This is a genomic window from Bacillus sp. LR_5 (assembly GCF_042709275.1).
This window is the reverse complement of the sequence record NZ_JAVAXX010000006.1, coordinates 1-13,555: the sequence shown is the minus strand read 5'-3', so window position 1 is coordinate 13,555 and position 13,555 is coordinate 1. Positions and strand designations below refer to the sequence as shown.

Annotated in this window: 14 protein-coding genes; 13 read left to right on the top strand and 1 reads right to left on the bottom strand. The window is 46.9% G+C overall.

The window, feature by feature from the left end; genetic code table 11:
* The first annotated feature begins 118 nt into the window (after positions 1–118).
* From RAC86_RS02555 to RAC86_RS02495, 13 genes are all read left to right on the top strand, one after another.
* A complete protein-coding gene (locus RAC86_RS02555; RefSeq protein WP_072566080.1) occupies positions 119–886 on the top strand; it encodes a prolyl oligopeptidase family serine peptidase in 768 nt (255 codons plus the stop codon).
* A 63-nt stretch (positions 887–949) separates the two neighbouring features.
* Entirely contained in the window at positions 950–1,258 is a 309-nt protein-coding gene (locus RAC86_RS02550; protein ID WP_003224525.1) for a metal-sulfur cluster assembly factor, read from the top strand.
* A gap of 68 nt (positions 1,259–1,326) precedes the next feature.
* A complete protein-coding gene (locus RAC86_RS02545) occupies positions 1,327–1,497 on the top strand; it encodes a YqaE/Pmp3 family membrane protein (protein WP_003232996.1) in 171 nt (56 codons plus the stop codon).
* 62 nt (positions 1,498–1,559) lie between these two features.
* Positions 1,560–2,990: an FAD-binding oxidoreductase gene (locus RAC86_RS02540; protein ID WP_072566081.1), complete on the top strand. Its 1,431-nt coding sequence runs from the start codon at positions 1,560–1,562 to the stop codon at positions 2,988–2,990.
* Positions 2,990–3,529, top strand: coding sequence for an MFS transporter (locus RAC86_RS02535; RefSeq protein ID WP_061188348.1), 540 nt, complete (start codon positions 2,990–2,992; stop codon positions 3,527–3,529). Before RAC86_RS02540 ends, RAC86_RS02535 begins: the two co-directional genes overlap by 1 nt.
* A 203-nt stretch (positions 3,530–3,732) precedes the next feature.
* Entirely contained in the window at positions 3,733–4,770 is a 1,038-nt protein-coding gene (gene argC / locus RAC86_RS02530) for an N-acetyl-gamma-glutamyl-phosphate reductase (RefSeq protein ID WP_072566082.1), read from the top strand.
* A gap of 19 nt (positions 4,771–4,789) precedes the next feature.
* Complete coding sequence (argJ, locus tag RAC86_RS02525; RefSeq protein WP_061188349.1) at positions 4,790–6,010, top strand: bifunctional ornithine acetyltransferase/N-acetylglutamate synthase; 1,221 nt, start codon at positions 4,790–4,792, stop codon at positions 6,008–6,010.
* 14 nt (positions 6,011–6,024) lie between these two features.
* Positions 6,025–6,801, top strand: a complete 777-nt coding sequence (argB, locus tag RAC86_RS02520; RefSeq protein WP_072566083.1) for an acetylglutamate kinase — start codon at positions 6,025–6,027, stop codon at positions 6,799–6,801.
* Positions 6,798–7,955 (top strand): acetylornithine transaminase, encoded by a 1,158-nt coding sequence (locus RAC86_RS02515; protein ID WP_072566084.1) that lies wholly within the window; start codon positions 6,798–6,800, stop codon positions 7,953–7,955. Before argB ends, RAC86_RS02515 begins: the two co-directional genes overlap by 4 nt.
* Positions 7,956–8,025: 70 nt before the next feature.
* The gene (locus RAC86_RS02510) at positions 8,026–9,087 is read left to right on the top strand and encodes a carbamoyl phosphate synthase small subunit (RefSeq protein ID WP_072566085.1); all 1,062 of its coding nucleotides are present in this window, start codon (positions 8,026–8,028) and stop codon (positions 9,085–9,087) included.
* On the top strand, positions 9,080–12,172 hold the full coding sequence (locus RAC86_RS02505; RefSeq protein WP_072566086.1) for a carbamoyl-phosphate synthase (glutamine-hydrolyzing) large subunit: 3,093 nt from the start codon (positions 9,080–9,082) through the stop codon (positions 12,170–12,172). The genes RAC86_RS02510 and RAC86_RS02505 overlap by 8 nt, the downstream gene beginning before the upstream one ends.
* A complete protein-coding gene (argF, locus tag RAC86_RS02500) occupies positions 12,160–13,119 on the top strand; it encodes an ornithine carbamoyltransferase (RefSeq protein ID WP_072566087.1) in 960 nt (319 codons plus the stop codon). Before RAC86_RS02505 ends, argF begins: the two co-directional genes overlap by 13 nt.
* Before the next feature lie 85 nt (positions 13,120–13,204).
* Positions 13,205–13,384: a YjzC family protein gene (locus RAC86_RS02495; RefSeq protein WP_003224549.1), complete on the top strand. Its 180-nt coding sequence runs from the start codon at positions 13,205–13,207 to the stop codon at positions 13,382–13,384.
* A 45-nt stretch (positions 13,385–13,429) separates the two neighbouring features.
* On the opposite strand, the gene RAC86_RS02490 is transcribed toward RAC86_RS02495, so the two are convergent.
* On the bottom strand, positions 13,430–13,555 hold a 126-nt coding region (locus RAC86_RS02490), incomplete at its 5' end, for a DUF2929 family protein (RefSeq protein ID WP_377885370.1).

Below are 13,555 nucleotides of genomic sequence, written 5' to 3'. Positions count from 1 at the left end.
AAAGCTCCTTTAACCTTAGAATTTGCTTGTTTTGCCTTACTTACAGTGTAGCTTTTTACCATCTTTATTGTCTACATGTTACACTTATGATTATGGTTATCCTAAGGAGGGGCACATTGTGATTCAAATTGAAAATCAAACCGTTTCCGGTATTCCGTTTTTACATATTGTAAAGGAAGAGAACAGGCACCGCGCTGTTCCTCTTGTCATCTTTATACATGGTTTTACAAGCGCGAAGGAACATAACCTTCATATTGCTTATCTGCTTGCGGAGAAGGGCTTTAGAGCCGTTCTGCCGGAGGCTCTGCACCATGGTGAACGGGGAGAAGAAATGGCTGTTGAAGAGCTGGCCGGCCATTTTTGGGACATCGTCCTCAACGAGATTGAAGAGATCGGCGTACTCAAAACCCATTTTGAAAAAGAGGGCCTGATAGACAGCGGCCGCATCGGCCTCGCAGGCACATCAATGGGCGGCATCACAACACTTGGCGCGTTGACTGCTTATGATTGGATAAAAACCGGCGTCAGCCTGATGGGAAGCCCGAATTACGTAGAACTGTTTCAGCAGCAGATTGACCATATTCAATCTCAGGGCATTGATATTGACGTGCCGGAAGAAAAGGTAGAGGAGTTGATGAAGCGTCTCGAATTGCGGGATCTCAGCCTTCAGCCGGAAAAACTGCGCCAGCGCCCGCTATTATTTTGGCACGGCGCAAAAGATAAAGTCGTGCCTTACGCGCCGACCCGGAAATTTTATGACACGATCAAATCCTGTTACAGCGAACAGCCGGAACGCCTCCAATTTATCGGAGATGAACACGCTGACCATAAAGTCCCGCGGACAGCTGTGTTAAAAACGATTGAATGGTTTGATACGCACTTATAAAGCACAATGGTGTGAAGAAGGGCTGGATTTACGTTATACTGTAGAAAAAAGGAGTGAGGGAACGTGGAAGAAGCATTAAAAGAAAACATCATGGGCGCTCTGGAACAGGTTGTTGATCCTGAGCTGGGCGTTGATATCGTGAATCTTGGTTTGGTATATGATGTTGATATGGATGAAGACGGCTTAACGCACGTTACGATGACATTGACATCAATGGGCTGCCCTTTAGCGCCGATTATCGTTGATGAAGTGAAAAAAGCATTAGCGGACATTCCGGAAGTGAAAGAGACGGAGGTTCACATTGTGTGGAATCCGCCTTGGACAAGAGACAAAATGTCCAGATACGCGAAAATCGCGCTTGGCATTCAATAAAACAAAACAAAAGAGGACAGCCTTACTGTGAGGCTGTCCTTTTTTACAACTGAAAGGAGTGAGGTAAAATGATGTACCTGCTTGCTGTCCTATGCCCGCCTCTTGCTGTTTTGTTTTCGGGAAAACCGTTTCAGGCATTGCTGAATCTCATATTGACCTGCATCTTTTGGCTGCCGGGCGCGATTCACGCCTGCTTTATCGTCGCCGACCGCCGTGCCGAAAAACGGGCAAGAAGATAATCTGGAAAAATGAGGGCGCAGACATGGTATAATGGTCATAAAAAAACAGCAGGGAGAGCGCCATGAAAAAGAAATTGCTTGCATTCGCGCTTTGTATAGGCGCGTATGCGGCCCTGTTTGCGTACTCTGTACACTCAGATCAAAAAACAGACACAAGCGAGATGACGGATGTCAGCCGCCTGATGCCTGTGAAAATTAAGCAGACAGTGAAAGGGCAAGAAGGGGAAACGCTCATTGACACGGTCAAAGAGGCTAATCGAAAAAACATAAAGATTTCAATCGCCGGGGCCCAGCACTCCATGGGCGGCCATACATATTATGAGGACGGCATCGTTCTCGACATGACAGGCTACAACAAAATCCTGTCGTTCGATCAAGAGAAGAAAACCATCAGAGTGCAAAGCGGCGCGACATGGAATGACATCCAGAAATACGTGAATCCATACGGACTCGCTGTAAAAGTCATGCAGTCACAAAACATTTTTACAATTGGAGGATCTCTCAGCGCCAATGCCCACGGACGTGATATCCGCTACGGCTCGCTGATTGATACAGTCAAATCATTTCGGCTTTTAAAAGCTGACGGATCAATCGTCACCGTCACTCCAAAAGATGATTTGTTCAGGGCAGTCATCGGAGGGTACGGTCTTTTTGGCGTGATTCTTGATGTAACGCTTGAGCTGACGGATGATGAGCTGTATGTCATGCAGACTGAAACAATGAATTACAGTGCATACGCAGACTATTTTACAAAGCACGTAAAAGGAAATCCGGATGTCCGAATGCATCTGGCGCGAATTTCAACAGCGAAAAAAGGATTTCTGGAAGACATGTATGTTACGAATTATGAATTGGCTGATCATCAGGATCAGCTGTCATCATACAGCGATCTCAAAGAAGACGAGTATACGGGGCTCACAAAGTTTGCACTTGGCTTGTCCAGGCGATATGAATGGGGAAGACATTGGCTGTGGAACACACAGCAATCCTATTTTCTGAGCCAAAACGGCACAAAGATCTCACGCAATAACGTCATGCGGTCTGAATCAACATTTCTCGAATATGAAAACAATGACAACACAGATGTTCTGCAAGAATACTTTGTGCCGGTGAAGGAGTATGCGTCCTATATTGACGACCTGAGACAAACACTGTCGGACGAGGATTTGAATCTGCTGAACATTACGATCCGCTACGTGCAAAAAAATGAAAAAGCCGATCTTTCCTATGCGAAGGATGATATGTTTTCGCTCGTGCTTTTAATAAACGAGGGCTTTTCAAAAGAAGACCAGGCAGATACTGCCCGGATCATCAGGCGCATGACAGACGCTGCCATCAAGCACGGCGGCAGCTATTATTTGCCGTATATGACGTACCAGACAAAAGCGCAAATGAGACAGGCATACCCGAAAAGCGAAGCGTTTTTTCAGAAAAAACGAACGTATGACCCGGATGAGCGCTTTATGAATTACTTTTATCAGAGGTATAAATAATGGGGAAAAACAAATTAAAATGGCTGACATTATCACAAAGCAGCGTATTTTTTGCAAGCAGCTTAATCTTTCCGTTTTATATTCTGTTTGTGAAAAATATCGGCTCAAGCTACACGCAGTTCGGCTTTTCCTACGGATTGTTCGGGCTGAGCGGAGCGCTCATTTATCCGCTGCTCGGACGGCTGTCTGAAAGGTTTGACAGCCGTTATTTTCTGCTTGCAAACTCTTGGGGAATGGCCGTGCTGCTTTTATATGTCCCGCATATTGGAAGCGTCGTTCAAGTGTACATCGTCCAAGTGCTGTTAGGGCTCTTTGGTGCGATGCAAAAGCACGGAGAAAAAGTGCTGATCGCCAATTTTACAGACAGCGGAGAGCGCGGAAAGAAGATTGGGAATTACCATTTTTGGACAGCTGTTTTTTCAGCAGCAGCCATTATGCTCGGCGGCTTTCTCGCTGACTTTTTTACAGTACAAATGATTTTTTATGCAAGCTCTATTCTATATTTTTTGAGCGGATTGATGATGATGAAAACAGGCTGATGCGGTCAGCTTGTTTTTTTATGTGGCTGAAAAAAGCGTCAGATCAACGTTTTCTGATGAATCAGTGCAGTTTTTTTTGAGCGGATTTTTTATTGAACAGAAAATTTATAAATGAATAAAAATATTAAATATACGATTGAATTAATTTTTATTCATGTTATAATGTTAAATAATTTCACAAAGACCAAGAAGGTGAACTTGTTTTGAAAATAGGAATTGTAGGCGCTACAGGATATGGAGGCACCGAACTTGTCAGGATTCTCTCACATCACCCTCATGCAGAGGAATGTATACTTTATTCATCCAGCGGAGAAGGGAATGTCTATAGCGAGGTTTATCCTCATCTTGCCAGCTTAGCGGATCAAAAGCTGAAGCCGATTGATATGAATACGATCAAACACGAAATAGATATCATGTTTCTTGCTGCGCCGCCCGGGGTATCAAGTGAATTGACTCCGCAGCTGGCAGATGCAGGGATTCCGGTTATTGATCTTTCAGGTGATCTGAGGATACAAGAGCCGGCTGAATATGAAAAGTGGTATAAACGGACAGCGGCACCGAAGGAAGTGATTCATGAGGCGGTATACGGTCTCGCAGAATTGAATCAAAAACAAATTCAACAGGCGAAACTCATTGCCAATCCGGGTTGTTTTCCAACGGCTGTTTTACTTGGCCTCGCCCCATTGGCTCAAAAGAAACTGCTCAATGAATCTTTCGTTATCGTTGACGCGAAGACCGGTGTTTCCGGAGCGGGAAGAAAAGCATCCATGGGAACTCATTTTTCTGAGCTGAACGACAATTTTAAAATTTATAAAGTCAATGAACATCAGCATACGCCGGAAATTGAACAGGCGCTGCAAGATTGGCAGCCGGGGCTCGGGCCTATTACATTTTCGGCTCACTTGGTTCCGATGACAAGAGGCATCATGGCGACGATGTATACACAATTAACCTCTGATCTATCAGCAGATGACCTGCATGATTTATATTCGGAATTTTACCAAGATTCATATTTTGTGAGAGTAAGGCCAAAAGGGCAGTATCCGCAAACGAAGGAAGTGTGCGGCAGCAATTTCTGTGATATCGCCGTTACCCTCGACGAGAGAACGAACAGAGTCACAATCGTTTCGGTAATCGATAATTTAATGAAGGGTGCCGCCGGTCAGGCTGTGCAAAACTTTAATTTGATGAATGGCTGGAATGAAGAGACTGGACTCACCATGACGCCAATATATCCATAGAACGGGAGAGAATCGAACCATGATTCAGTTAAGTGAAGATCAAATTGTAAAAGTAACAGGTGATGTATCCTCGCCAAAAGGTTTTCAGGCAAAGGGCGTGCATTGCGGGCTGCGCTACTCGAAAAAAGATCTCGGCGTCATTATCAGCGAGACACCAGCCGTAAGTGCAGCGGTTTATACCCAAAGCCACTTTCAAGCCGCTCCAATCAAAGTTACACAAGACAGCTTAAAGCATGGATCAGCATTGAAAGCTGTCATCGTCAACAGTGCGATTGCCAATGCCTGCACGGGAGAACAGGGCATAAAGGACGCATATACAATGCGTGAGAGCCTTGCTTCGCAGCTTGACATTGAGCCGGAGCTTGTCGCCGTTTCATCAACAGGCGTCATCGGCGAACATTTAGACATGGATAAAATTCAGGCAGGCATCGAGCTGCTGACACAAACACCTGCGGGATCAGGAGATTTTGAAGAAGCGATATTAACAACCGATACAGTGATCAAGCAGACGTGCTATGAGCTGACAATCGGCGGCAAAACAGTCACGATCGGCGGAGCGGCCAAAGGCTCGGGAATGATTCACCCGAACATGGCCACGATGCTGGGTTTTGTCACAACAGATGCAGCAATCGAAGAAAAAGCGCTGCAAAAGGCGCTGCGTGAAATCACCGACGTTTCATTTAACCAAATCACAGTTGACGGTGAAACATCCACGAACGATATGGTCTTGGTCATGGCAAACGGCTGCGCGAAAAACGAGTGCCTGACGGAAGATCATCCAGAATGGCCGATCTTTAAAAAAGCGCTCTTGCTTACTTGCGAGGATTTGGCTAAAGAGATTGCCAGAGACGGAGAAGGCGCGACGAAACTAATCGAAGCGCAAGTGCACGGGGCGAAAAACAATCTTGATGCAAACGTGATTGCCAAAAAGATTGTCGGCTCAAGTCTAGTGAAAACGGCGGTCTACGGAACAGATGCCAACTGGGGGCGCATCATCGGAGCCATTGGGCACAGCGCAGCTCAAGTGACGGCAGAAGAAGTAGAGGTTTATCTCGGGGGCCAATGCCTGTTTAAGCATAACGAACCTCAGCCATTCTCTGAATCTCTCGCCAAGGAATACCTTGAAGGAGATGAAATCACCATTGTCATCAAGATGGATGAAGGGGACGGGAACGGAAGAGCGTGGGGCTGTGACCTGACCTATGACTATATCAAAATTAACGCGAGCTATCGCACGTAATAAAGGGGAGCATTATGAAGAAAACAATCGTTTTTAAATGCGGGGGAAGTGTCATCCGTGAGCTATCTGAGGAATTTTTTCATAATCTGAAAGAATTGATGGCGTCAGGATGGAAACTGGCGATCGTTCACGGCGGCGGCCCGGAAATCACAAATATGCTGAAACGGTTAAATATCAAAACAGAATTTTCAGGAGGACAGCGGAAAACAACGAAGCCGGTGCTCGAAGTGGCGGAGATGGTTTTATCGGGCTCTGTGAATAAGTTTTTCGTTGCTGAGCTTGCCAAACACGGACTGCGTGCTGCAGGCATCTCTGGTAAGGACGGCGGTCTTTTGGAGGCGGATTATCTCGATCCGGAAACATACGGGGAAGTCGGAGAAATCAAAAAGGTTGATGCATCCATGGTAACCGCGCTGATGGAAAAGGGCATCATTCCTGTTATTGCGCCGCTGTCTATGACAAGTGACTGCAAGACGCTGAATGTGAATGCCGATCTGGCCGCTTCAGCTGTCGCCGGAGCGCTTGAAGCTGATAAGCTGATGTTTGTCACTGATGTGGATGGGATCATGAAAGAAAAGCAGCGTCTTGACGTCCTGACCCCTGAGGAGGTTCAAATGCTGATCAAGCAGGAAGTGATCACAGGGGGGATGATTCCGAAGGTCAATTCAGCCTTGTCAGCTTTATCGGATCAGGTGTCTGAAGTCATGATCGTAAACGGTAAAGGATCATTCTTCACAGAACAAACCTTTCAAGGTACAAAAATTGTTAAAGCAAAGGAGGCTGTTTCATGAGCAGCTTGTTTCAAACCTACGGACGCTGGGATATTGACATCAAAAAAGCAAAGGGAACGTACGTTGAGGATCAAAACGGCAAAACCTACCTCGATTTCATTCAGGGAATTGCGGTATCTAACCTAGGCCACTGCCATGAAACGGTTACAGAAGCAGTCAAAAAACAGCTCGACAGCGTATGGCACGTATCCAACTTGTTTCAAAACAGTCTCCAGGAGCAAGCGGCACAAAAGCTGGCGGCACACAGTGCGGGGGATCTCGTCTTTTTCTGCAACAGCGGCGCGGAAGCGAATGAAGGCGCGATAAAGCTCGCACGAAAAGCAACCGGGAAAACGAAAATCATCACTTTCCTACAGTCGTTCCATGGCCGCACGTATGCAGGGATGGCTGCGACCGGACAGGAAAAAATCAAAACAGGCTTCGGCCCGATGCTGGAAGGCTTTCACTACCTGCCATACAACGAACCTTCCGCTTTTGAGGCTCTTGGGGAGGAAGACGGCTTTGCCGCGGTGATGCTTGAGACAGTGCAGGGAGAAGGCGGAGTCAATCCGGCAAGCGCTGAATTTTTAACAGCCGTACAGTCGTTTTGTAAGGAAAAGCAAGCTCTTCTGATCGTTGATGAAATCCAGACCGGCATCGGACGGACGGGAAAGGGCTTCGCATACGAGCACTTCGGACTTTCACCGGATATCATCACAGTCGCAAAAGGATTGGGAAACGGATTTCCAGTTGGCGCTGTCATCGGAAAGAAACAGCTTGGAGAAGCGTTTACCCCTGGTTCTCACGGAACGACTTTCGGAGGAAATATGCTGGCGATGGCTGCTGTAAATGCCACATTGCAAATTGTATTCCAGCCTGACTTTCTGCAAGAGGCTGCTGACAAAGGGGCGTTTTTAAAAGAACAGCTCAAGGCTGAGCTAAAGAGCCCGTTTGTAAAACAAATCCGCGGTGAAGGATTAATGCTTGGAATTGAGTGTGATGGCCCTGTTGCTGACATCATTACTGAATTGCAGACATTAGGCTTGCTTGTATTGCCGGCCGGCCCGAACGTCATTCGGCTGCTGCCGCCGCTCACCGTGACAAAGGATGAAATAGCAGAAGCTGTCAGCAAGCTGAAACAGGCAATCGCTCATCATTCCGCTGTAAGCCAGTAGTTTTTTTTCGACATGAAGGTATAAAAATTCATTTTTATAATTAATTATTCATCAAGAGGTGGGCTGTTAGATGGAAGGTTATTTAGTGTTAGAAGATGGAACAGCGTTCAGCGGCGAGCTGGACGGTCATGAAAACTGCACGGGAGAAGCTGTTTTTTTTACAGGAATGACAGGTTACCAGGAAGTGCTGACAGATCCATCATATAAAGGGCAGATTATCGTATTTACCTATCCGTTGATTGGCAACTACGGCATTAATGAAAAGGATTTTGAAAGCAAGAAACCTCAAGTGAAAGCCGCGGTTGTCTACGAGGCGTGTGATCATTTTTCTCATCATGAAGCGGTATACAGTCTCAAGGAGTATTTACAGAAATGGAACATTCCGCTGTTGACCCATGTTGATACGAGGGCTGTCGTGAAAAAAATCCGTGCAAACGGAACGATGGGTGCGACTGTCACAGCCTCTAAAGAAGCAGCTGAGATTGCCCTTCAGCCAGAGAACGTGGCAGAACAGGTTTCCGCACAGGAAATTAGCACATTCGGCGACGGAAATAAACATATCGCCCTCATCGATTTCGGCTATAAAAAGTCCATCGCGTCATCACTTGTCAAACGAGGCTGCAAGGTCACCGTGGTGCCGTATCAGCAAATGGAAGCTGTCTACGATATAAAGCCGGACGGCATTGTGTTATCGAACGGACCTGGAGACCCAAAAGCGATTCAGCCGTATTTAGGAAAGATCAAAAGCATCGTCAGCCGTTATCCGACTCTCGGCATCTGTCTCGGCCATCAGCTGATCGCGCTCGCGTTCGGAGGGAATACATTCAAGCTGCCATTCGGACACAGGGGCGCAAATCATCCGGTCATCGACAGTGAAACGAAACGCGTTTTCATGACAAGCCAAAATCACAGCTATGTGGTTGATGAACAGTCCATAAATGAAGAAGAGCTCACGATCAGGTTTCATCATGTCAATGATACGTCAGTTGAAGGGCTTTCCCATAAAAAACTGCCTGTCATGAGTGTTCAATTTCACCCGGAAGCCCATCCCGGGCCGGCGGAAAGCGAATGGATTTTTGATGATTATTTAAAGAATGTGATACCAGCAAGGAGAGAAATCGCGCATGCCTAAAGACACCAGTATTTCAAGCATATTAGTAATCGGCTCAGGCCCGATCATCATCGGGCAGGCGGCAGAATTTGATTATTCGGGCACTCAAGGGTGCATCGCGCTGAAGGAGGAGGGCTATCGGGTGATCCTCGTCAACAACAATCCGGCGACAATTATGACCGATGAAGCCTTCGCAGATGAAATTTATTTTGAGCCGCTGACAGCAGAAAGCCTGACAGCCATCATTAAGAAAGAACAGCCTGATGGGCTTCTTGCCAATTTAGGCGGGCAGACCGCGTTGAATTTAGCGGTGGAGCTTGAAGAAACGGGTGTTTTAAAAGAGCACGGCGTCAAACTGCTCGGCACATCCGTTGAAACGATACAAAAAGGTGAAGACCGGGAAAAATTCCGTTCGTTAATGAACGAATTGAATCAGCCCGTGCCAGAGAGTGAAATTGTTGATAACGAGACCGACGCCCTCCGCTTTGCGGAATCCATCGGTTTTCCTGTCATTATCAGACCTGCTTACACTTTAGGCGGAAAGGGCGGAGGAATTGCTCCTGATAAAGAAGCCTTTACCGCTATGATCAAGCAGGCGCTATTAGCAAGCCCGATCAATCAATGCCTTGTGGAAAAAAGCATTGCCGGCTTTAAAGAAATCGAATACGAAGTCATGCGTGACAGCAATAACACATGCATCACCGTGTGCAACATGGAAAACATCGATCCGGTCGGTGTGCATACAGGCGACTCCATCGTTGTGGCGCCGTCACAAACATTGACGGATGAAGACTATCAGATGCTGCGGACAGCTAGTCTGACAATCATCTCAGCACTTGATGTTGTAGGCGGCTGCAACATTCAATTCGCGCTTGATCCATTCAGCAAGCAATATTATGTCATTGAAGTCAATCCGCGTGTAAGCCGGTCATCGGCTCTCGCGTCTAAAGCAACCGGTTATCCGATTGCGAAGATGGCTGCAAAACTGGCCGTAGGATATACTCTTGACGAGCTGAAAAATCCGCTTACAGGCTCGACTTACGCAAGCTTTGAACCGGCGCTGGACTATGTCATTGTCAAATTTCCGCGCTGGCCGTTTGATAAATTCAAAAACGCAGACCGCAAGCTTGGCACAAAAATGAAAGCCACCGGTGAAGTGATGGCGATTGAACGGAATTTAGAAGCGGCAATACAAAAGGCAGCCGCGTCCCTAGAATTGAAAAATATCGGCACACACCTTCCAGAGCTCAGCGGCTTGTCAATTGAAGCGCTGTGGGATTTGGCAGTTACTCCGGATGACCGCAGATTTTTCGTTGTCATGGAGCTATTGAGCCGCAGCGTGTCGATTGAAGACATTCATGAGAAAACAAAAATTGATCCGTTTTTCCTGCATACCTTTGACAACATCATCAAACTGGAAAACCGCATGATGGAAGCGGGCAGCGATCTCTCCTCTGAATTATTGAAAAAAGCAAAGGAAAAGGGATTTTCAGACGCAACGATTGCCTCACTGATCGGCAAAACAGAAGAAGAGGTGCGCGCGATTCGCAAGGAGAGGGGCATTACGCCTTCCTTCAAAATTGTAGATACGTGCGCGGCTGAGTTTGATGCGAAAACAAACTACTTTTACTCCACATATTTCGGAGAGACCGATGGGGACATCAGCCGCAAAGAGAAAAAACGCGCGCTGATTATCGGCTCAGGCCCGATTCGGATCGGCCAAGGTGTTGAATTTGATTACAGTGCTGTTCACGGCGTGCTGACACTGCAAGAGCTTGGGTTCGAAACCATCATGATCAACAATAACCCGGAAACGGTCAGCACCGATTATGAAATTGCGGACCGCCTGTATTTTGAACCGATGACAACGGAGCACATTTTAAACGTAGCGGAGCAGGAAAACATTGATTTTGCAATCGTGCAATTCGGCGGCCAAACCGCGATCAATGCTGCTGAAGCGCTTGAAAAAGCCGGCATTACCCTTCTCGGCACCTCGTTTGAAACGCTCGATGTGTTAGAGGATCGGGATCAATTCTATCAGCTTCTTGATGAGCTTGGATTGAACCACGCAAAAGGAGAAATCGCATATACAAAAGAAGAGGCCGCTGAAAAAGCTGATGAGATCGGCTATCCGGTGTTAATCCGCCCATCTTACGTCATCGGCGGAATGGGCATGATCATTGTTGGCTCGCAAGCCCAGCTTTCTCAGCTGTTGAACGGTGAGGACAGCATGCCGTACCCGATTTTAATTGATCAGTATGTGTCAGGAAAGGAAGTCGAAATTGATTTGATTTCCGACGGTGAGGATGTCTTTATCCCAACATATACCGAGCATATTGAACGGGCAGGTGTCCATTCGGGAGACAGCTTTGCCATCCTTCCCGGACCGTCCATCACAAGCGGGCTAAAGCAGGGCATAAAAGATGCCGCGCAAAAAATTGCCCGAAAGCTTTCATTTAAAGGTATCATGAACATCCAATTTGTGATCGACAATGGAAACATTCTCGTTCTTGAAGTGAACCCGAGAGCGAGTCGCACGGTTCCCGTTGTCAGCAAAGTAATGGGCGTTCCGATGATCCCGCTCGCCACACGTCTGCTGGCGGGGGCATCTTTAAAAGATGTAAACCCGGCAGTTCAGAATCATCATGGGGTTGCCGTGAAGTTCCCTGTTTTTTCTTCTCATGCGATTCAGGATGTGGATGTCAAGCTAGGGCCGGAAATGAAATCAACGGGAGAAGGCATGTGTGTTGCATATGATGCCGACAGCGCCTTGAAAAAAATCTATACACGTGCCTGGAATCAAAAAGGAAGCATTTACTTGCAAAACGGGCCGGACGATGTGAAGGAGTTAGCGGAAAACGCCGGTTTTACGGTTCATGAAGGGACATTTACCTCATGGATGGAACAGGAAGGGAAAACGCTCCACATCAATCTGTGCGGCTCTGAAGAAGCGCGCAAAGAACGTTTGGAAGCCATGACGCACGGCATCACCGTCTTTACAGAAGAAGAAACCGTGCGGGCGTTTTTACAAAGCGGTTCAGGCCATCCGCAGCCTGTATCTCTCAAAGATCTCTATAAAAAGGAAGTGGCATCATGCACACAGTGACGCAAACCAGTTTATACGGAAAAGATTTATTAACGTTAAAGGATCTTAGTGAACAGGATATAAACGCCTTGCTCGCAGAGGCCGGTGAACTGAAACAAAACAAAATCCAGCCTATTTTTCAAGGCAAAACCTTGGCGATGATTTTTGAAAAGTCATCAACGCGGACCCGTGTTTCATTTGAAGCCGGCATGGCGCAGCTGGGCGGGAGCGCCCTCTTCTTAAGCCAAAAAGATCTGCAGCTGGGACGCGGTGAGACTGTTGCTGATACGGCTAGAGTGCTGTCAGGCTATGTGGATGCCATCATGATTCGGACCTTTGAGCATGAAAAGGTAGAGGAGCTTGCCAAAGAAGCTGACATTCCGGTCATCAACGGACTTACGGATAAATACCATCCATGCCAGGCGCTGGCGGATCTTTTGACGATTAAGGAAATGAAAGGGAAGTTTAAAGGCGTGAAAGTCGCGTACATCGGTGACGGAAATAACGTGGCGCACTCATTAATGATCGGCTGCGCGAAAATGGGCTGTGATATCTTGATCGCTTCGCCAAAGGGGTACGAAGTGTTAGATGAAGCAGTTGAAGCGGCAAAATCAGCTGCACTTCAATCAGGCGCTTCTATCACGCTTACAGCTGACCCGGTTGAAGCTGTAAAAGAGGCGGACGTGATTTATTCTGATGTGTTTACCAGCATGGGACAGGAAGCGGAAGAGCAAGAGCGTCTCGCTGTCTTTGCACCTTATCAGGTGAATACGGCGCTTGTCAGCCATGCCAAGCCTGACTATACATTTTTACATTGCCTCCCTGCGCACCGTGAGGAAGAAGTGACTGCGGAGATTATTGACGGACCGAATTCTGCAGTATTCCAGCAGGCGGAAAACCGTCTCCATGTGCAAAAAGCATTGCTGAAGGCCATTTTATACAAAGGGGAATCATCAAAAAACTGCTGAGCCAGACTCAGCAGTTTTTTTGATGGCAACATATTCACAGCCGCTTAGGCGCATACTACAGCAAAAAGGAAAAGGAGGAAAAACAGTGGGACAGCAGCATCAATTCCGGCCCGGGCAGAAAGCGCCTAATAACGGTGTCTACGTAGAAATCGGCGAGACGGGGAGCATGGTTAAAAACCCTCAAAAGATCCATCTGTCAGCAGGAGAAATGTTCCCTGAAACATCAAATCACAATCGGCTGTGGACATATAAAAGAAAGCCGTGATCAAGAAAAAACCCAAAACAATAAATGTTTTGGGTTTTTGGCTTTTTAATGCTGGCTTGCATTTTTGTTCATAGGCATGATTTCCGCTAAAACCATGATTAAGACATACAGTACAACAGCAATGACAGATGATGTTTTGAAATTATACGCAGCGCTGTTCATGCTGGCAAT

Excerpts from the sequence above, each read along its gene's own strand:
- RAC86_RS02545 (WP_003232996.1), top strand. The coding sequence starts at position 1,327 with ATGATGTACCTGCTTGCTGTCCTATGCCCGCCTCTTGCTGTTTTGTTT.
- RAC86_RS02540 (WP_072566081.1), top strand. The coding sequence starts at position 1,560 with ATGAAAAAGAAATTGCTTGCATTCGCGCTTTGTATAGGCGCGTATGCG.
- RAC86_RS02535 (WP_061188348.1), top strand. The coding sequence starts at position 2,990 with ATGGGGAAAAACAAATTAAAATGGCTGACATTATCACAAAGCAGCGTA.
- argJ (WP_061188349.1), top strand. The coding sequence starts at position 4,790 with ATGATTCAGTTAAGTGAAGATCAAATTGTAAAAGTAACAGGTGATGTA.
- argB (WP_072566083.1), top strand. The coding sequence starts at position 6,025 with ATGAAGAAAACAATCGTTTTTAAATGCGGGGGAAGTGTCATCCGTGAG.
- RAC86_RS02515 (WP_072566084.1), top strand. The coding sequence starts at position 6,798 with ATGAGCAGCTTGTTTCAAACCTACGGACGCTGGGATATTGACATCAAA.
- RAC86_RS02510 (WP_072566085.1), top strand. The coding sequence starts at position 8,026 with ATGGAAGGTTATTTAGTGTTAGAAGATGGAACAGCGTTCAGCGGCGAG.
- RAC86_RS02505 (WP_072566086.1), top strand. The coding sequence starts at position 9,080 with ATGCCTAAAGACACCAGTATTTCAAGCATATTAGTAATCGGCTCAGGC.
- argF (WP_072566087.1), top strand. The coding sequence starts at position 12,160 with ATGCACACAGTGACGCAAACCAGTTTATACGGAAAAGATTTATTAACG.